Consider the following 19,392-nt stretch of genomic DNA (forward strand, 5'->3'; position numbering starts at 1 on the left):
TTATTTGCTTATATTATACCATATTTTTTTCATTTGTGCTATAATTTTGTCATATAAATTAACCTCCAAATTTTATGAAGAGTAAAATTTTAATGATTTTTGGCGCATTTTTAATCGCTGCCGCGATGATCATGAGCGGCTGTGCGGACAATGTCAGCGAACAAGCCGCAACCAGTACTCCCGCAGCTGCTTCAGTTCAAAAAACCCAGGCCCCAGCCAAAACTCCGGCGAAAACTACCGCTAAAACGGCAACTACTCCTGTTAAAACACCTACGACCCCGGTCACGACTCCCGCGACTCCGGCCGCGACTCCGGCCGGTGGCGCGCAAATAGTCTCGATTGCCAGCGCCGCCTTGATCCAAGGGGAAAAAAATTTGGAACAAACCCTTTGCGGTACTTTTCCCACTCAAGCCAGCCGCCTGCCGACCGATATGCTGACGCTGGGCGTCCTATCTCCGGGTAATCTTAACTCTAAAATCAGCGCTTTGGGCGATAAAATAACTTTTGACAGTACGGCCACGCAGCTGCTTACCGCCTACAAAAACGAAAATTATTTCCAATGTTTTTCCGGAACGATTTATAACGCCAGCAAAGAATGCTTATTGCCCTTTACCGCGAATTTTGCCGATGGAACGACCGAAAAAGGTCTTCTGAAAATGATCTTTACCGGAGCGATCGGCGCCTATGTGCCGCAAAATCCCGTACCGGTTAATACCGGCGGCGACTACGGCGTGCCGAAAAATCAATACAATGGCATGGACGTAATGCCGATGCTGACTCGCGCCAGCTGTGTTGTCACTTTCCAAAAATCTTGCCCGGCCAAGACCGGATCAGTTCTGTGCGGGCAATGCGATTACAGTTCAGCCGGCAGCGACGCGGCGCGCACTGCCAATCTGGGGCAATGCTTCTATTGCGCCAGCACACAAAAATGCACCTGGGGCGCGGGCGGACTCTGCTCAAGTTACAGCTGTGTCAATAAAACCACCGGCGGCACAACCGGTACGACTAAACAAACTGTTTATTTTACCAGCTGCTCCGGCTGCCAGAATTCCGGCTATCAAAAAACTTATAACTATAACGGCACTGATCGAAATCAATGCCGGACTACTTACCAAACTTGCCAGAAATGCGGCCCCACGGATACGAGAACGAACTGCCAATAGAACTATTTGCTAAACTTATAGCCTGAGCGATTTAACCATAGTCAATTATCCGCCAGTAAACAAAAAATACAGGCATCGGCCTGTATTTTAATTTTGATACTTCCCAATTAAGAATGCGCCTAGAACTCCGGATCGGAAAAATATAAAAATTGAGTAAAAAAAGTTGGAGTTTTTATAAGTCGGCGCCGGATCTTTCGATCTGCCGGGCAACCGGCAAAAAATTTTTAACCAAAAATAAAGCGTAACTTTCCGGAACATATTTTATGGGCACATGATACAGATCAACCCAGATATGGCTATAGATCGCGTAAAGGATCGCTTTTTTCAGGTAGGCGCTCTCTCTTCCGCTGAATTTTCTTTTGCGCTTATAGCCGCCGATGAATTTTTTCAAAAGACGCTTGTCCAATTTTTTCCCAGGGCAGCAATTCCACATGATGATCTTGCCCACATCGATCATCAGCGGCCCGAGATAAAAATTACCAAAATCGATTATGCCCGACAATTTATTCCCTTGAAAAAGTTCATTGCGGGAATACGGATCAACGTGGATCGGCCCCGCGGGTATTTCTGCCGGGGGATAATTATCTTTTACGCCCTGCTCGACGATCTCGACGGCTTTCTTTAAAATAGCATTTTTTTGTCTATGGGCGCCGGGGCGCATTTTCTCCATCACCGCCGGATTTAGATCGTAATATTTTCTCCTGGCTGCCAAATCTTTCTTGAATTTATGGCTTCGTTTATGGAACTCCCCGAAAAATTCGCCGAGTTGGTAAGCCATGGCCGGAGTGATTTTCCGGGGCGGCTTGCCGGGGAGAAAACGATAGACGGTTACCAGCCCGCCGCGGAATTTTTCAATGAATGTTTTTCGCTTTGATCGCAAAAATGATGGCACGGGCATTCCCTCCACGGTTTTGAGCATATCGATCTCGTATTGCAGCCCTTCTTTTGATTTCCCCACGATCCCCTTTCCGCTTGCTATTATATTTTTGGAAATGACAAATTTTCCCAAAGGAGTGACGACGGCAACTTTTGCCGATCCGCCATAGCCCAGATAAAGGTAAGAAATTCGATTTATTTTTCCCAAGCCATACCTGTCCGCAATCATCTGATATTCTCTCGGGGTATAGTATTTTATCATAAATATTAAATTCGATTGTTCAGGATTAAAAATATCGGCTTGCTATGCTGAAATTATAACACAAACCGAAGGATCCTTATCTGGTTGCGCCGCTGTAAGCGATCGCTCTTACCGCGTCCCAATCCCGCGCCAGGGCGGGATTATAGCCGTAAATATTTTTAAATATCCTGATCGCTTGCTGCTCCGAAGCCATATTCCGCTGAGCCGGCCTTAAGCCGTAAGTCATAATGGTGACAGCGGCATTATCCTTAACGCTGGCCATATTCGGCTCGCGGAGATAGACTTTTTTGAATTTAATCTTGGCTTGCGCTTCGGCGGCCGCGCTGCGCTGGGTCGGCCAGCGCCCATTGCCGATTTTTATCACGTCCTGCCAGTCAGCCGCTGTTTGCGGCAGGCGGGAAAAGGCCGAAGCGAACGAACTAACCGCTCCTCCCCTTTCACCGGCGCCAAGGAATTGAGTGGTTTTAGTGCCGCTTTGGATAAAATAACTTATCCTCGCCCGATCAGCATCGCTAACCGCGCTTTTTATCGCGCCGATAACTTTGTCGAAAATATTTTTGGCCACCGGCGGCAATGAGATGGCCGTGGTTCGGGAAAACACTTCGCCGGCTTCCGCCAGGGAAATATTTTCCACGGTAGTCTTATCAGCGCCAAAAAGATTTTCATTTTCCTTCGGAGCAGAAACCGCGCCAGACGATCCAACGCGTTCGGTTGAAATTATAAAGTCATCATAATATCGGCTCTGCACTTTGGGCGAACCGCCGTTCCAATAAGTATCCAGCATCGCCTCGTTCCATTTATAATTAGTGCTGCCGCGCAGATCAACTCCGGTTCTTTCCACTACCAATTTGCCATCAATCCAAAGGCGATATAAGCCATCTTTCGCGCCGGGAGTATTTAATTTAACTTCCATTTCAAAATTCACCCAGCGGCCGATATTGGCCGGATCAGCGAAAGTAAAGCCAGAAAAAGCGATTGGCAGCCAGCCCACATCATTGGCCTGCGTGCTATCAGGCGCCACCACATCAAGCACAACCTCGCCGTCAGTTTCGATCCAGGTATGGACAGCGAATCTGGTCTGCCAGGCATTTGATCCGCTGCGGGGACGATAGCGGATGCGCGCCATCTTAGGCGGAAAGCCCTGGAAACCTTGTTCGAATTTATGCGACCAGCTCATGAAGACGTGATCGGGAAAGCCATCATTATTGACGCGAGCCGCCCAGCCGGCATCGACCTGCTTTACGCTATAAATCTGCTTGAGCGAATATTGGCCGCTCAAAGCATCGTCGGAAGAAACCGAAAAGCCGTTCGTGCTCACGTCCTGATATTTTTCAGCCAAAGTTTTACCATCATCAAAGTTATCACTCCAAATATAGCTGGCCGCGGCGCAAACCGGCCGGCCAAAAATGACCGCACTCGACATTAAAAGGGCTAAAAACAGGACAAATACCGCTTTTTTCATTTTTGATAAAAACATAATGGTTAAATCGTTAATTTTAACTTTTTTCCGCTTTCATTGATTATCTTACTAATCGGCCAATAATGCAACTCCCCTGAAATTATAAAAATAAGGCGCTATCCCGAAGGGTAGCGCCTCTGACTTTCTATTTGATGTTGTGGTTTACAGATACGACAGGATCAACTCCCCCATCGCTTTGGTGCCGAGAAGTATATCCCCGGTGATATTGGACGTGTAAAGATCAGGTGTTCTGAATCCATCCCTGAGCGAGCAAGTCACTGATGACTCGATCGCCACCGCGCCCTGTTTGGCGCCGATGTGCCGAAGCATCATTGCTCCGGCCAGGATCCGTCCGAGCGGATTGGCCTCGTCCCTTCCTTTAAGCGTCGGCGCTGTTCCGGCGCCGCTTTCGAACATTGCCGCGCCGGTATCAGGGTTAATGGCTGACGAACACATCATGCCCATACTCCCGAGAGCGGCCGCCGCGCCGTCCGAGAGGATGTCGCCGTGTTCATTGCCGCAAGCGATCACCCCGTGCAGTTTGGCCGGCGTGAACAGCAAAGCGTTGGCCGAATCCACATACTGATGGGAAAGCTGTACTTCGGGAAAATCCTTTTTCCCGACGGCGGTGACGATCTTGCGCCAGAAATCATAGCGCGCCATCACGTTAGCTTTGTCCACGGAAATCAGCGGCAGATTCTTATCCCGGGCATACTTGAACGCCGCCGAGATATACTTATGAATCGACTGCCAGCGATAATAGGAAATGTCAGTGACCATTTCTTCCGTACCCGTAACATCCTTTTTCGCTTTGATGCCGAGCATGCCGCGCGTTTTCTCGTCGATTTTTTCCGCCAGATCGGCCGTGCCGAAATAGCTGTCCTCGAGCAGAAAACGAATGAAGACCTGTTCTACTCCCTGTTCCGGAATGGTCTCCGCTTTCACGTTGGCCAGGTGGGCCAAGGCTTTGACGTAGATCATCGGCCGAAAATTGAGGAGCAGCCCCATCTTTTGCCGCAGAGCCAGCAGGCATCTGGCCTCCGGTTTCATCTCCGGTTTTTCCACGCCGATCGTGCTGTCGAATTTCGGATCACCCACGCCACCGAAAAAGATCGTTCCGATCTCGACCGCCCGGTTGAAAGATTCTTGCGGCAGGGTGTCGCCGAATTTTTCGTAGGCATTCCAGCCCATCGGCGTTTCTTCGAAAATAATCTCGACGCCGTCTAATCTGGCGGCTTTGATGACGATCGCGCAAGCGGCCGCCATCATTTCCGGACCCGATCCATCGCCGGTTACCAGGGCGATTCTTTTTTCCCTCATGAATTTCTCCCTTAAGTTGAGGCGGCACCCGAAACAGATCCGGGCGCCGCTTGATTTTAGAGTTTTCCTTCCCCCACGAGTTCGCTGGCAAGATTGATCATATAACCGACGCTGCCGCCGTTTCTGATCAGCTCTTTCTGGTAGTCGGAAACGGGAAATTTTGCCCTTGCTTTTGAACCCGACATCGTTATATCCCAGCTTATTTCTCCTTCTTCGAGACAGACCGCGATCTTCGGGGGCCTTTTCTTAAAAAGCTCATCGACCTTTTCTTTCGGCAGAACAACACAAAGAAGCCCGTTGGCAATCATGTTATTCTCGAAAATGCGGGCAAAACTCGGCGCGATCACGCACCTGATCCCGGCCGCTTCCAAAGCCCATGGCGCGTGCTCTCTTGATGAGCCGCAGCCGAAATTTTCACCAGCCACCAAAATCCGCGACTGGTAAAGTTTGGGCCGGTCTTTGACCGGAATCACCGCGTCTTCCAGACAATGCTCGCCGAATTTCGCCTTGTCGGTTTGATTCAAGTATTTGGCCGGAATGATCTGATCAGTATCGACATTATTCTTGGGAAGGTAAAACGCTGTTCCGGAAAAATCCCCGGCTTTGCCGCTGACAATGCGCGCGCGCAGCTTGGCATAGTCCGGTTTTTCAACCTTTGTTCCGTTCTTCCAACTAGTGGGATGGGCAACGCCATCGTCCGCCAAAATGCTGTTGGCGACCCTTCCGCAGAAATCATGGTCAGGCTCAGTGATCACTCCCTTGACGGCGGTGATAGCCGCCGTAGCCGGAGAGGCCAGATGAACCATTCCGTCCCTGCCCATGCGGCCGGGAAAATTGCGATTGGTCGTGGAAACGCACACTTCGCCCGGAGCGATTACTCCGCAGCTCATCCCGAGACAAGCGCCGCAAGTCGGTCCGGAGACATAACATCCGGCTTTCGCGAATATCTCGATCAAACCCTCTTTGAGCGCCTGTTCATAAATATGCTGGGTTGCCGGAACCACCACGCAGCGAACTTTGTCAGAAATCATGCCGCCGGACATTTTTATGATGCCGGCCGCCATCCGCAAATCCGAGATTCGCCCGTTGGTGCAGGAACCGATATAAACCTGATCGACTTTCTTACCCGAGAACCTCGAGACCGCATCCACTTCGCCGGGTGAATACCCGTAGGTAATCGCCGGAAGCAGATCGGAGACATCGATATCAATAACACGATAATATTCTGCATCGCTATCGCTATTCAGTTCGAGCATCTCATCGATCGCCTTCCGGGGTGAATTAATTTTTCTGCTCAAGGCGGGCCAGAGATAATTGATCGTCTTATCATCAACCATCATCATTCCCGAAGTCGCTCCGGCTTCCACGGCCATATTGGCAATGGTCATCCTCCCGTCCATGCTCATCTCGCTGATGACAATGCCGCCGAATTCCAGCACCGCGTTGGTCGCGCCCTTGACGCCGATCTTGTTGATGAGCGTCAGAATGAGATCTTTGGCAAACACGTTCTCCGGCAAGACGCCATTGAAGTTGACGCGAATGACCTTTTGCGGCGGACATATCCAAAGTCCGGTGATAAGCCCGTTCTCCACTTCGGTCGTGCCCACACCGGCCGTGAAAGCGCCGAAAGCGCCGTGCGTGCAGGTATGGCTGTCGCCCATGATCCCGATATCGCCCGGGCTGATCCAGCCTTTTTCCGGAATAACCGCGTGACAGACGCCGTTGCGCCCGACATCAAGAAATTCGATGCCGTGCTCACGACTCCAGTCGCGGGTAATCTTTCCCTGGATGGCCGAGGCCGTGTCTTTGGCCGGATTGACATGATCGATCATGGCCTTAATCTTGTTCGGATTAAAAACCACGTCAATGCCGCGCTCCCTCATATCAAGAATTGCGTTGGGCGTGGTGATTTCATGGCACCAGACCCAGTCCAGCTTAAGCGCCATTCCGCCGTCGGCAAATTTCCTGACCAAATGACGCGCGATAATCTTGGCAAACATTGTCTTGCCCATCTTGCTCCTCCTCTTTGGTTTTGGCTTTTTAAAGCCTGTTTAGTTTTCAAAAAACAATAAAATATTCACCGGTTCAGTGTCAATTTTATCGTTAAATCTTAAGAGAAAAGACAAAAAATGTCAAGGTCGATTATACCGGCTTCCGAGGCCGTCTGTCTGCGCCACCAGCGGCCTTTAGGGTCAGGCAGACAAGTCTCATCCTCCAGCCCTCGGCATATCGATTGCCTGATCCAAGCGCAAACCAAAAACACCGCGCGAGGCGGTGTTCTTAATCGATAAAATTTTATTTCTTTTTCCTAGCCGCTTTTTTCTCCAGCATCAAGCGTTTGATTTCCAGACGCTTCTTGGTTTTATGAGAGTGCGATTTTTTCCTGGTGCCGATCGCGTTTAATCTTGTCGCCATATAAAAAATTTAGTGAATAATCCTCATCTTAACATGTTGCCGGAATATTATCAAATAATACCTTGAAGTAGCAGGAACTTTTCGGTTCCATGTCCGAACCGCTGAAACTAACAGCGGATTATTTCATGAAGTAGAGGAAAATTATTACGATGATGATTATTAAAAATAGCACTCCGACAACGTTGCCCCGGGCAATTTTCCGCAGCGGGTTGATATTGACATGCAGATAGCCACTCTCGCTGCGAGGTCTTATTTTATAAGTAAGCTTTTTTCCCGTTTCCGCCGAGCGGATCACCAATTCCACCTCCGAGTCGCCGCGGTTAGCCAGGACATGCTGGAAATAAGGATCCCGGGGACGATAGAGTTTCGGGTTTTTTAAGTACCGATGACCGAGGGCGGGCAAATTGATAACACGCTCGCCATTGATTTTTTTCAAAACATCCCCGGCTTTTATGCCCTCTTCCGCCGCTACCGAATATGGTTCGACATAATTGATGACACTCCAGTCTGTCGGATCAAACCCAAGTCCCAGCCCCCCGTAGCGAACACGGCAGATATGCCGTTTCGCGGCGTTGGCTGATGGGGCGGAAAACTCTCTCGCCAGCTCGCCGAATATCACCGGCGCAATCCCGCGGATATCCGAATCAGGCCCTTCGCTATCCGCTTCGCCGATCCAGATCAAGGGCGGGGTTTTCAATTTCACGCCCTTCATCAGCTCGGCGTGGTTTAAAAAGTTGAGCCGGATATTGCTGTAATAGCTGACGGTGGTGTAGCCGGGCGTAGTGCTGGAGCTGGTGATCGGCACTGCCGAAGAGAATCCGCCGAAGTTCCAGCCGATCATGCCGGCGTTCCAAACATAATCCACTTTCGTGCTGGTAACCGTGGTCGGCGGCGTGTATTGTTCCTTCTTGCCGATAAAGAAATCCATACTAATGAGGATTTGCGGATCATTTTTGACGCGGATCAACCCCTGTCTCTGCAACACTTTTTCCAATTGCCCGAAGAGTTCTTTTTCTAAGAGCGGATTCGTCTTATTAGTGTAGTCAAAGTCAAAAGTCTTGAAGCCGGCAAGGTATTCTTCGGCGTCCTTATAGGCCCGGATATTGATCGCTTCGACAGGGAAGACAACGGGAAAAATATCCTGAGCATCGAAACTTGCGGCGTGATCCCCTATCATGCTTGCCATGCCAGACTCGGAGGTAAAGGAAAGATTTCCGCCAACTGCTTTTTTTTGTTTTCTTTTTCTCGTGATCAAAGACAGGATAATGATAAAAGCGATGAAGCCGCCGATTATTTCCAGCCAAATTACCGCCGTTTGCTCGGGAGTTTTCTTCTCCCACCAGCGGTCAAGTTTAGACGGATCAAATGACGTGGGATCAGTCGGCAGGCCGCCATGTTTGATATAAGTGAACTGGCCCTTGGCAACTTGAACTATATTTTTGCCTTTCAAGTCAGCGACAGCCAATAATCCTTCCAGAACCCTGACGGTAGTTCCTAATTTATCCGTGTCCACTAAAAATTCCGTGCCCGTGACTCCTAAAATCGCGTCGCGAGTCGTGACTGTGCGGCAATTTTTTCTAACCAAGTTTTGCCCGACAATGCATTTCCCATCATGAAATGGCTGCCACATATATCTATACCGGCCAAAAACGCTCTGCACTTCATCATCGGAAACCGGAGTAAAGGTAGAATTGGCATCAAGCTGAATCACCGAACCGTCAGGCATGGTAATTTCAATCCGCTCGTTATCGCCGGATTGGATCTGCTTGCCATGGGGCAAAGTGTCATACTGAAGCTCTTTAAGCTGAAAAGAAGGGGGCGTAACAAGTTTGGGGGCAGTATCTTGTGTTTGCTTTGTCTGCTGCGTTTGCTTTGTCTGTTGTGTTTGTTGTGTTTGCTTTGTTTGTTGCGTTTGTTGTGTTTGCTGCGCTGCGCCTGCTTGCGTGATCGGCGCGCATTGCCGGGTAATAAGTCCTTGGGGGCCGGTAACTTCCAAACAAAAATTACCGCTCGAATTAAAAAGATGAGTGTAAAGGATCGCCGGAGCAGTGCCATTGCTCACCAGGCAATCGTTGTCTAAATCCCTGATAATAGTAAAGCCTCCCTGACCGCGAAAGACCTGGCAGGCTATCCGGGGCGAAGCATACTGATTGAGGGTTTGCGCGCTGGCGCGGCCGGTGAACAAAAAACTTGTCAGCGACGCTACCACCGCGAAAACTATCAGCGTGGCGGCCAGACCGGCAGTCTTGCCGATCATTGCTCTTGGCGAAAAAAAATCTTGCTTGTTTGTTGGCATATTTTTATATTTAAATTGCTTATCGATTTACTTTATAAAAATCCTCAAATAAACATTGAAGTTTTTATTGACTTAAGCTGTTCGCTACGGAAATCAATCGGACATTATCGCAAGCTTCGATCGGCCGCGCTTCCTGTTCTGAAAATTTCGTTGACCAGGCGAAATAATCGCCGTCAGTCGATTGATCGCTGAAGCTGGAACCAAAATAATAACAGCCGGCCAATTGCCAATCATTTGCCGCTGACCAGGCAAAAACTTTCATCATCCCCTCTCCCGATCCCGCGCCATTTTGGTCAACCACGGTCAGCAGTAATTTTTTATTATCAACCAGGAGATAATAAGGATTATTTTTGTCCGTAACTTTCGAATCTTTAATCTCGGTTAATTTGATCCATTGCTTATCTCCCTGTTTGGCGATCAGAATGCCCGCGAACGACGGGGTAAAGCCGGAAGGCGTTGATAAAACAACGTTCATCGAATTGCGCAGAACCAGAGCGAACAGAACATTGCCGATTTGAAAATACTTGGCAATTTGACCGGCATTGATATCGGCCGGAATTTTCAGATTGGGATTAGCAATTTCTTTGATCGCGGCGCCAGCATTAAGCGCCTGATTTATTTGGGCGGAAATTGAAGATTTTTGCTCGTTGGGCGGAAACAAAGAACAACCGGAGAGAGCCAGGCTGAATAGCGCCAAAATAATTAATATCTTGCTTTTCATATGCTTTTATTATAGCAAAAAATCGCCGGCTTGAAAAAGCGAGCGGCAAGCCGCAGCTCCGCATTACGAATGACATTAAAACCAAGATTATAAAAGCTGGAAAAAATTTGCGCCTATCAAATAGATTCGGCTCACAGTGGCGATAATCTTTTTAAAAAATATCAAAATGAATGGTATCAACCGCAGGGCAAGTCCTGCACCCATCTTTTCTAAAAGGTATCCTCGCGTGCCGCCGGACGAGGTATTTATCATCGCTCGCTCGGAAATAATCCCTGCGAGGCGCGGGATTATTTCGCTCGCTTCGCTTGATAACCAATCTTATCTGCGCTCGCTCGGAAATAATCGCCGCGAGGCGCGGGATTATTTCGCTCGCTTCGCTTGATAACCAATCTTATCTGCGCTCGCTCGGAAATAATCGCCGCGAGGCGCGGGATTATTTCGCTCGCTTCGCTTGATAATAAAAATACCGGCTGATGCCGATATTTTTATTTATCGCTGTCCGGGAAATATTATAATCTGTTTAAGGAAAGATTAGAATTTAGAGTTGATACCCCAACACGCCCTTATTCGTCAAAATTTGAATTATTTCCAATCCCGGAAACTTTTTAATGCTCATGGCCGAACCTTTCTGTTTAAGATAGGTAGTAGTCTGGTTAGCTTGGCTATCATAAAAAGCTTGGACGAAAAAGCTTTTGTTCACATAGACTGTCTGACTCGAGAGGACCTCGCTTTGCTTGTTCCAGACATAAAAGAAATGAGCTATGGGCAGCTTGATAACCGGACCGCCGTCGTATTGAATGCTGATCAGTTGGGCATAGGTCGTTTGATCCGATTTGGATTTCTTTTCGTAAATAAATCTTGAGCTATGACCGTCTTCATCGTTAAATTTACAATTACCTTGCGCGTCCCATGATATTACCGGCGAGGCAAGCGGATTGATTTCCTGAAAAAACAAATTCTTGTTGTCAGAGCCAAATGCCTTTCGGAAGCCAAGCTTAGTCATGTGGCCGGCTTCATCGGTAATTACATAGTTTCCCTGGCTATCCTTCGTTACCGTGGTTTTGGCGATTTGATCGACGCCCTCGACCGCGATGGCCCTGGTAATTAAGTCAACTGCTATTTTAGCTTCAGGAGCGGTCTTGTCTATATTGATGAGCAAAGTGGCGATTGCTTCCTCGTTACCAAAATAATCAGTGGAAAAATATTGGAGACTGTGCGTTCCTTCGGCGCTAATATTAATTGGTGATTGCGCATCGTAAGTTTGCCAAGAGCCATTATCAATTGAGTATTTCGTCGCTTCCACGCCAACGCCGCCTAGGTTATCAATGGCGCTTAAAGAAACCTGGGCATCTGAAATATACCAAGAGTTTTGGCCAAGCGTGCCGGTTACAGCCGGCGTGGTCACGGGCGCGGTATCATCGGCAAAACTGGCGCCTACCTCGACAGTATGCGAGGGCGTGCCATCGTCAAAATCAATTTTTAAGGTAACACCATTCTGGCCCTGGTCAAGAGCATTCCAATCAACCGAGTAGGTGTAGGTCGCATTAGCTTCCGGCGTGGTCGTGGCCGTAAAGACATGATCTTGGCCGTCGCCGATATTGTCCAAAAATACACTGAAAGGCCGGCCGGCGTCAACGGCGGAAATAACGGCTTGGACGGAACTGGAAGTGAAATTAAAAGTATCGGTACTACCCGGCCCGGAAGTGATTCCCGAAACATTGACAAGATAGTTTTCTCTTACCGAGGTAAGGTTAAAAAGCCCGCTGCCGTCACCCTGCACGATCATTTCTAACGGAACATCGGTATCGATCATGTACCCTGTTGGTATAAATTGACCGGCTCCACTATCATCTTTAGCCGGTAAAATCGGTAGCAACCCAAAAATTTGATCATAAACCTGGCCGTTGAAAAAACCCGACATATTATCCCAAGTATCTTTAAGGAGAAGTTTGCCCCCTACCACGAAAACTTTAGATAAATTTAAACCAGGAAGCTTCCCTCCGTTATAAAGATCTTTTACCGATTCAATTCGCAGGGAACTGATGATCATCTCTGTCCCAGAACTGTGCAAGGTGGCCGATTTGTCAGAATCAATACTGACATAGGCATTAAAAGCAGATCCTTCTCTGCCTGAACTTGCGGCCGGATCATTTGGATCGTAAATATAAATTTTATTACCTTCAACGCGATAGGGCAAAACCGTATGTGCCCTTGACTCAGCCTTAGAAATAATATTCAGAAGATACAGTTGAGTCCCCGGCGTATTAGGCGTCTTGGCCGAAAGATTGGTGTTCAATTCACTGAGGATATCCTGATATTTTTTCGGGGAATTTTTTATTGCTTTTTGCGACGCATCGCCGAACTGTTGCAGCTGAATACTCATAATTGCCGCCAGCACCGGCCTGGATTCAATGGCTCCAGCATAATAATAACCAGCCGACGTCAATGTTGGGGCAGCCAAGTTCCACGGCAATCCATTGACCTCAGAAAGTTCAGCCGCAAAAGGAGAAAAATTATTTTCAAAGTAATCCGGGGATTGATAAGCATAGGCAGAGATTAAAGAAAAACCATAGCAGTCGCCTCCCCCTAAATCATCAGTATAATATCTGTAGGCCGTGTTATACAAAAACTGGTGGTATTTATTAGGCAAGGAGGAAAAATCAAACGCTCTATCGAAGACGTAATGTCTATCAACCAGATCGCTCACGGGAATAGTACTCGTGTCAATGCCATAATTTGCAAACTGAAAACCATAAGGATATGGCGCCAGAGGATAAGGGATGATCGCAAAATCAATATTAGCCGCCGGGCTGCTCATGGTTTGCCAGACGGAAGCATTACCCTGCGAATCCACCGCTCTTGCCTGCCAGTGATATTGGCCGATTGCCAAATCTGATTTAATGATCGAAATAAGCCGGCCGGAAGGGACAAAACTGCTGGTCGCATTAGGAACGTCGGTAAACGCGGCAGAAGAGAGTTGCAATTCAATTTGCAATTGGACCTGATTGCCTACGGGGCTATTAGGCGTTCCTTGAAACATGATGGTATTTTCCGTGGTGCTCGCGGCACTAGCGATCGGCGTCCCGTAAAATTCAAACTGACCAAAATCGGAAAGAGTCGGATTGATATCCGCCAGTTGAACATTGAAGCTCCAATGATAAAGATAATTTTCAAAATCCCAGTTCATCGTGACACCGACCAGATTTGGCACGGTGAAATTTTGCACACTGTCCTGATCGGCATAAAAAGATCTTTGCCAAGAAACGTTTCGTCCATCATAGTTGAGCAAGGCTTCGGTTCCCTGGCCGATCGGCAAAGCGTTATCATTGACCAATGAAGTTGGTTCGATTCCGTTCTTGTTAAAAACGTCCCAGAAATAAAAATTATTAACACTGCCGGAAGGATTCTCGGTAATAACCGGATTTTGATAAGCCGTCTGGCTGGAGGTCGCTATCAAGTCCAGCTGACCGGCGGGAGAAGATAGGCCAAAAACTTGCACGGCCCAGGCACAAACATTTCCTTCTTTATAAAGAAAATCTATCGTAATATCTTCACCTGCGCCGGAAGACACATTCACCGGGAAATAAAAGTACCAGGCTCTGCCATTGATCAATTCGGTGTGAATCGGTTCTCCGTTCGACAAAGTCGGCTGATACAAACCGAATCCCTGAACTTGCAGATGTCCGATCACAAAAGTCGTTCCCGGATCAACATGGATTGGAAACGATAAACTCGCTCGGCCCAGGCATGAAGAATTTGTTAAAGTTTCCTCTAAGAGCGTCGCACTGTTGACGTCGGCGGCTTGAGCATTGGCCACACCGCCAAAACACAAAAAAGCTGTTGCCAGAACAGCTGTGAGTAAGAGTGATTTCATTCTCATATTTATTAACTTAGTAAATAAATATATTATTTGTTGAAAACACCGGGGAAGGCTTGAATAGTTTGATATTCGACCTTAGCAAAAATTTAAATATTTGTAAAGACTGGTTAAGAAATCATTTTAAAAGCGTTTTTTCATCTAAAACACCCGTTGAAATCTTCCGGGTCGGCGATTTGAATAGCGAAGCGCCATGCCCCCGGGCAGCCAGAAACGCGGTATTGATAATCGAGACGCCCCTGTATCCGCGCCTGCGCAAAAAAAATTACCCCGCAACTCCGCCAGAGGCGGATAGTGCCGGGGCAACTCTTTATTTTGATTTAATTTTTTCTACTTTGATTTATTTCCGGCTTCCGGCTGCTTCTGCTCCAGACAACCCTCTTTCGCGAAAAAATTTTTAATTTTATCCACAATCTCCGCTACGGTGTGCTGCGATTTGACAATATATTCCCTTGCTCCGAGCTTCATCGCTTTTTCATAGTCGGCTTTCTGCCCCAAATTAGTCAAAACAATGACGGGAATTTTTTTAAATTCTTCTTTTTCCGCCATTTCTTCCAGAACCCAAAACCCGTCTTTCCCCGGCAACATCAAATCAAGCAAGACGAGAGCGGGCATTTCTTTCCTCACGACAGCCAAGCCCAGCTCGCCGTTTTCCTCCTGCGCCACCCCGAACCCCGCCTTTGAAAATACGGCGCGTAAAATTTTGGCGAGGATTTTATCATCTTCAATCAAGACAATTTTTGTTTTATTCATACTGCGATAAATTAATAATAAATAATATGTCAGGTGAATTGTTTCGCTCCTTTAACGGGCTTTGATTCCAGGGGAAGCTCGATGAAAAAGGTGGTTCCTTTGTTTTCTTCGGATTTAAACCAGATTTTTCCGCCGAGAAGTTCGGTCGCTTGCTTGGCGATCCAAAGCCCCAATCCCATTCCCACGGCTTTAAGGCGCCCCGCGTTGCTCGCTCGCGCAAACTCCTGAAACATGCGCCCCTGATCTTTTTGGGGAATCCCGATACCGTTATCGCTGATAGTCAATAAAAACGTCTCGCTCTGTTTTTCTATCTTTACCCCTACTTTACCGCCCTGAGGAGTGTACTCAATGGCATTGGAAAAAATAGCTTGCGCGATGTTCTGAAACGCGCCAACATCGGTCATGGCTATTATTTCTTTCTCATCAGAAGCAAAACCAAAAGACAATCTTTTTTTTCTACAGAGAGGGGCTAAACCATCAATTAATTTCTTGGTAAAATCCACCACATCGACAAATTGCGGAGAGATGCTGACTTTCCCGGCTTGAATGCGCGAAGTATTCAACAGAAGTTCAACCAGCTTATTAAGGCGCTGACCGCTTGTTTCAATATCATTTAGATATTCCTGCCCCTTATCGGTCAGCTTTTCTTTTTGCAGCAATTCCGTCAGCCATTGGATGCCGGTCAGGGGCGTGCGCAATTGATGCGAAGCGATCGAAACAAATTCGCTTTTTATTTTGTCAATTTCTTTTTCACGAGTTATATCCCGGAAAACATTTACTGCCCCGATTACTTTCCCTTGAGAAGTTACGGGGGATACTGTCCTTGATACGGGAAACCTTGTTCCGTCTTTTCTTAAATAATAATAAGAGGTGATGGTGGCGGTAGTTGTTGTCGTTGCAAGTGCCGCGCGGATAGCTCCTTTCTCCGGCAAGATCGGATTTCCGCCTTCGTCTTGGCGGTGTAAAATTTCATGCCACTGCCTGCCGATCGATTCTTTGCTCGTGTAGCCAAGCATTTTTTGGGCCATCCGGTTGATCAAAACAATTTCACCCTTCTGGTTGACGACAATGCATCCATCAGCGATGCTGGCCAAAATTGCCTCGTCTTTAGCGGTGATTTCAGCGAGTTTTTCCTTCTCAGCTTGCAAATCCTCAAGGACGTTTTGAGCGGCTTTATTCGCGTTTTCCAAATCCTGCTTTTGCTTTTCCGCGTCAGCGCTCAATTCTTTCAAATCATCAAACATCAGGTTCAGCGCCACAAAAAGCTCGGTAAATTCATCTTCTTTTTCGGGAATTGCTATGTTTTCTGAAAAATCGCCCATTGATATTTTCTGCAAAACCGGAATTAAACTGCTAAGATTCTTTTTGGTGATATCGGCAAATGCGCTTACCCTTGCCTGGGATTTTTTAATGCTTTCTGCCATTTTGTCAAAGGATCTTGCTAACTGGCCTATTTCGTCTTTGGATTTTATCCCCACTTTAAAATCTAAATCTCCTTGTTCGATTTTTTCCGTGCCGCGATGCAAGTTAGCAAGCGGTTTCAAAACTGAGTTGAAGATACTATAAATCATTGATAAAGTCGCCGCCAGAAGCAGGGTTAGAAAAAAAATTCTTAGATAGTCGGCTGTTTTTTGGGTATCAACAATACGTTTGTTGGCAAATTTGAACAATTGAGATGTTAAAAGCATCACTTTGCTGCTTTTAGTTATTATTCGAGAAGATATTTGCGTTTCCAATTCTTGGGAAATCCCTTTTTGAGTTAATTGAGAAAACAAATCGCCCAGATCCGAAGCATCTAACCACATCTGGTCTAATAAGGCGTGCTCCGTTTCGCTATGTTTATGCTTAAGATGCTCTTCGGGGGATAATAATTTTATCAAAAGTTCTTCCGCGGCTAGCCATTGCTGTTTTGAGTTTTCGGAACGATACAAAACATAATTGAATGTCTGCATTCTTAATTCGGCTATCGCGTCCCCGATATTAACAACATCGTTATTGCTTTCGACAACTTTAGCGATTTGCCGCGAATTAAAATAAAAAACGCAGAACAGCGCGATAACAGCTGTTATAAAAATCACAAATAAAATATAAGCTTTTGTTCTGATTTTCATCTTTTTCTGCTTAAGGTGCTTATAACTTCCAGCAATTAGCGCGCGATGAACTAAAAAATTCTAAGAAGCTGATTTCAGCCACTTGAGAGCTTCTCTTTCGGTGGCAAAATAACCGACATTTTTTACGCCCGCCGAACGCGCGATAAAGGATACGAGAACTTTAGTGAATATGGTAAAGCCGAAGAACGCGTGCTTGGCGTATTTTTCGTTTTTCAGCTCTTTGGCAAAGATCTTTCTGGCCCGGGACGAAGCCGAACCTCCTTCGGACATATCAGTCAGCACCAAAATCTTGCCCGGCCTGGCATTGGCTGCCCTTAACAGCTCTTCCACCATGCTTTTCGCGCACGCCTCATCGATTTCGCCGCTCGGTTTCTCCCGCAAAATTCCCTCTTTCTCATCCCACCAGATCTTAAATGCGTATTTTTGATTATTTTCCATATTTTAGATGGTAGATTTAAAATTTATTAGACAAAAAGCCGTTAATCTTGAATTTTTATCTTACTTGCCGTTATGATTTTTCCCGTTTCCATTGTTGTGGTTGCCGTTTCCGTTCTTACCGTTTCCGTTCTTGCCGTTTCCGTTCTTAATCCTTTTTTTCAAGTCAGCAATTTCTTTTTTGAGCTCCATCATTTTCAATTCCCTCCCCACCATGCTTTTATTCACCGATTCCAATTCTTTAACCCGGGCGGCGAGCTCGGCTGTCCGTTCGGCTATTTTGATCTCGAGCCCCCTGGTATATTCAGCCAATTTTTTTTCAAGCTCCTTGCTGGCAGTAGCATCTTCAATGGCTAAAATGATCAATTGCACCGAGTCTATCTGCCTGGCATTGAGTACCATTGTTTTTTCCCCGATTGTCTCAAAAAAATGGCTAACTTCATAATTTTTTACGACTTTTTGTTTTGGCAAAATTTCTTCCATCAGCTTCTTCAGTTCGGGGATATTCCACTGGCCATTGCCTAATTCATAAATCAATTTATTCTCCGTTTCTTCTGGCGTGACCTGAAAAGTTTCGTAAAAAATCGGGTTTGCCAAAACTACCCGCTGATCGGAATCAAGGATCAGAAATGACTCTCTGGCCACCTCGACTAGCGCCGCCATATGATGCAGGGCAAGCTCCCTGGATTCTCCCAACTTAATTTTTTTGACATTGTCATTATTCATATTTTTTAATTTTTACCGCCCGAAGCGGATCCGCCTTTGGCGGAAATTTTATTCAGGCCTGTCTCGGCCCTCGCCCTGATAGAGATCCTCTCCTCGCAGGAGCGGCATCTTGCCCTGGCGGGATTATTCCTATCGGGGTTAACAAAAAAGCACTATTAAAAATAGCGCTTTCGTTAAAGTTTTAGAAAATTAGAAAATCCGCGAGCGATTGCTTTTTCTTGCGCCTCCAGCTTTACTATAGCCAAGAACATATGAATTGGACTATCAATACGGATACAGTATAGCACACTTTCAAGAAATGTTCCAAACGGAGGCAAAAAAACACCTCCCGGGGTTGACTTTTGCCAAGGCAAAAACCAAAAACACCGCGCAAGGCGGTGTTCTTAATCGATAAATTCTATTTCTTTTTCTTGGCCGCTTTTTTCTCCAGCATCAAGCGCTTGATTTCCAGCCGCTTCTTGGTTTTGTGAGAGTGGGATTTCTTCCTGGTGCCGATCGCGTTTAATCTTGTCGCCATATAAAAAATTTAGTGAATAAACATTATCTTGAATTATCTATTAAAAACCCATCCAAAAAAACCAAGCGCCGATAAGGAATATAACGCCGCCCCAGAGCACCTGCCCGCCCTTGAACATCTGGGCTTTTTTGTTGACGCGGTCAGGAAACCCGATTTTTTCAATCCCCTTGAATAAGGTAACCCAGCCCAAAATCGTGATCGCGACTCGCCAATCGGCCACCCAGACATTATGAGCAACGACAGTAGCCAAGCCCAATAAAAAGGTAATATAACCCGTTGAAATAGTAATGGTCTTGTCTTCAGTATACTCGATGATTCTGCCCAACAGCTTCGCGCCAACAGACATTGCGCCAAGGATCATGAAAAGGCTTCCCCAAAATCTCGCCAAAAATAAGGTAATTTCCATAAACTTTAAATTACTTGATAATTCTTGATCAAATTTTATCACATTTCAGGATGTC

The 19,392-nt window shown here is 46.8% G+C and carries 13 protein-coding genes and 1 pseudogene; 1 reads left to right on the forward strand and 13 read right to left on the reverse strand.

The features are described 5' to 3' along the window. Positions 1 to 74: 74 nt before the first annotated feature. Positions 75 to 1,163: a hypothetical protein gene (locus tag PHE24_04140; GenBank protein ID MDD4902303.1), complete on the forward strand. Its 1,089-nt coding sequence runs from the start codon at positions 75 to 77 to the stop codon at positions 1,161 to 1,163. Between the two features lie 172 nt (positions 1,164 to 1,335). On the opposite strand, the gene PHE24_04145 is transcribed toward PHE24_04140, so the two are convergent. The 13 genes and pseudogenes from PHE24_04145 to PHE24_04205 all read right to left on the reverse strand — a co-directional run bounded on the left by PHE24_04145 (position 1,336) and on the right by PHE24_04205 (position 19,337). Then, positions 1,336 to 2,301, reverse strand: a complete 966-nt coding sequence (locus PHE24_04145; GenBank protein ID MDD4902304.1) for a phosphotransferase — start codon at positions 2,299 to 2,301, stop codon at positions 1,336 to 1,338. A 76-nt stretch (positions 2,302 to 2,377) separates the two neighbouring features. Beyond that, the gene (locus PHE24_04150; protein MDD4902305.1) at positions 2,378 to 3,778 is read right to left on the reverse strand and encodes a hypothetical protein; all 1,401 of its coding nucleotides are present in this window, start codon (positions 3,776 to 3,778) and stop codon (positions 2,378 to 2,380) included. A gap of 144 nt (positions 3,779 to 3,922) precedes the next feature. Further along, positions 3,923 to 5,080 (reverse strand): isocitrate/isopropylmalate family dehydrogenase, encoded by a 1,158-nt coding sequence (locus PHE24_04155; GenBank protein ID MDD4902306.1) that lies wholly within the window; start codon positions 5,078 to 5,080, stop codon positions 3,923 to 3,925. Between the two features lie 56 nt (positions 5,081 to 5,136). Further along, the gene (locus PHE24_04160) at positions 5,137 to 5,835 is read right to left on the reverse strand and encodes a 3-isopropylmalate dehydratase small subunit (protein MDD4902307.1); all 699 of its coding nucleotides are present in this window, start codon (positions 5,833 to 5,835) and stop codon (positions 5,137 to 5,139) included. Next, positions 5,821 to 7,092 (reverse strand): annotated as a pseudogene (locus PHE24_04165) (3-isopropylmalate dehydratase large subunit). The gene PHE24_04160 and the pseudogene PHE24_04165 overlap by 15 nt, the downstream one beginning before the upstream one ends. Positions 7,093 to 7,613: 521 nt before the next feature. Continuing rightward, entirely contained in the window at positions 7,614 to 9,791 is a 2,178-nt protein-coding gene (locus PHE24_04170) for a FecR domain-containing protein (protein MDD4902308.1), read from the reverse strand. 64 nt (positions 9,792 to 9,855) lie between these two features. After that, complete coding sequence (locus PHE24_04175) at positions 9,856 to 10,512, reverse strand: hypothetical protein (protein MDD4902309.1); 657 nt, start codon at positions 10,510 to 10,512, stop codon at positions 9,856 to 9,858. Between the two features lie 538 nt (positions 10,513 to 11,050). Next, entirely contained in the window at positions 11,051 to 14,392 is a 3,342-nt protein-coding gene (locus PHE24_04180; GenBank protein MDD4902310.1) for a hypothetical protein, read from the reverse strand. A gap of 327 nt (positions 14,393 to 14,719) precedes the next feature. Then, complete coding sequence (locus PHE24_04185) at positions 14,720 to 15,142, reverse strand: response regulator (protein ID MDD4902311.1); 423 nt, start codon at positions 15,140 to 15,142, stop codon at positions 14,720 to 14,722. Positions 15,143 to 15,171: 29 nt separating this feature from the next. Further along, positions 15,172 to 17,253, reverse strand: a complete 2,082-nt coding sequence (locus PHE24_04190) for an ATP-binding protein (protein MDD4902312.1) — start codon at positions 17,251 to 17,253, stop codon at positions 15,172 to 15,174. Between the two features lie 60 nt (positions 17,254 to 17,313). Then, complete coding sequence (locus PHE24_04195) at positions 17,314 to 17,691, reverse strand: STAS/SEC14 domain-containing protein (GenBank protein MDD4902313.1); 378 nt, start codon at positions 17,689 to 17,691, stop codon at positions 17,314 to 17,316. A gap of 60 nt (positions 17,692 to 17,751) precedes the next feature. Continuing rightward, positions 17,752 to 18,414 (reverse strand): PAS domain-containing protein, encoded by a 663-nt coding sequence (locus PHE24_04200; protein ID MDD4902314.1) that lies wholly within the window; start codon positions 18,412 to 18,414, stop codon positions 17,752 to 17,754. A gap of 557 nt (positions 18,415 to 18,971) precedes the next feature. Beyond that, a complete protein-coding gene (locus tag PHE24_04205) occupies positions 18,972 to 19,337 on the reverse strand; it encodes a hypothetical protein (GenBank protein MDD4902315.1) in 366 nt (121 codons plus the stop codon). Between the last annotated feature and the right edge of the window lie 55 nt (positions 19,338 to 19,392).

This window comes from Patescibacteria group bacterium (assembly GCA_028707065.1).
GTDB lineage: Bacteria > Patescibacteriota > Patescibacteriia > Patescibacteriales > WJLG01 > JAQTUZ01.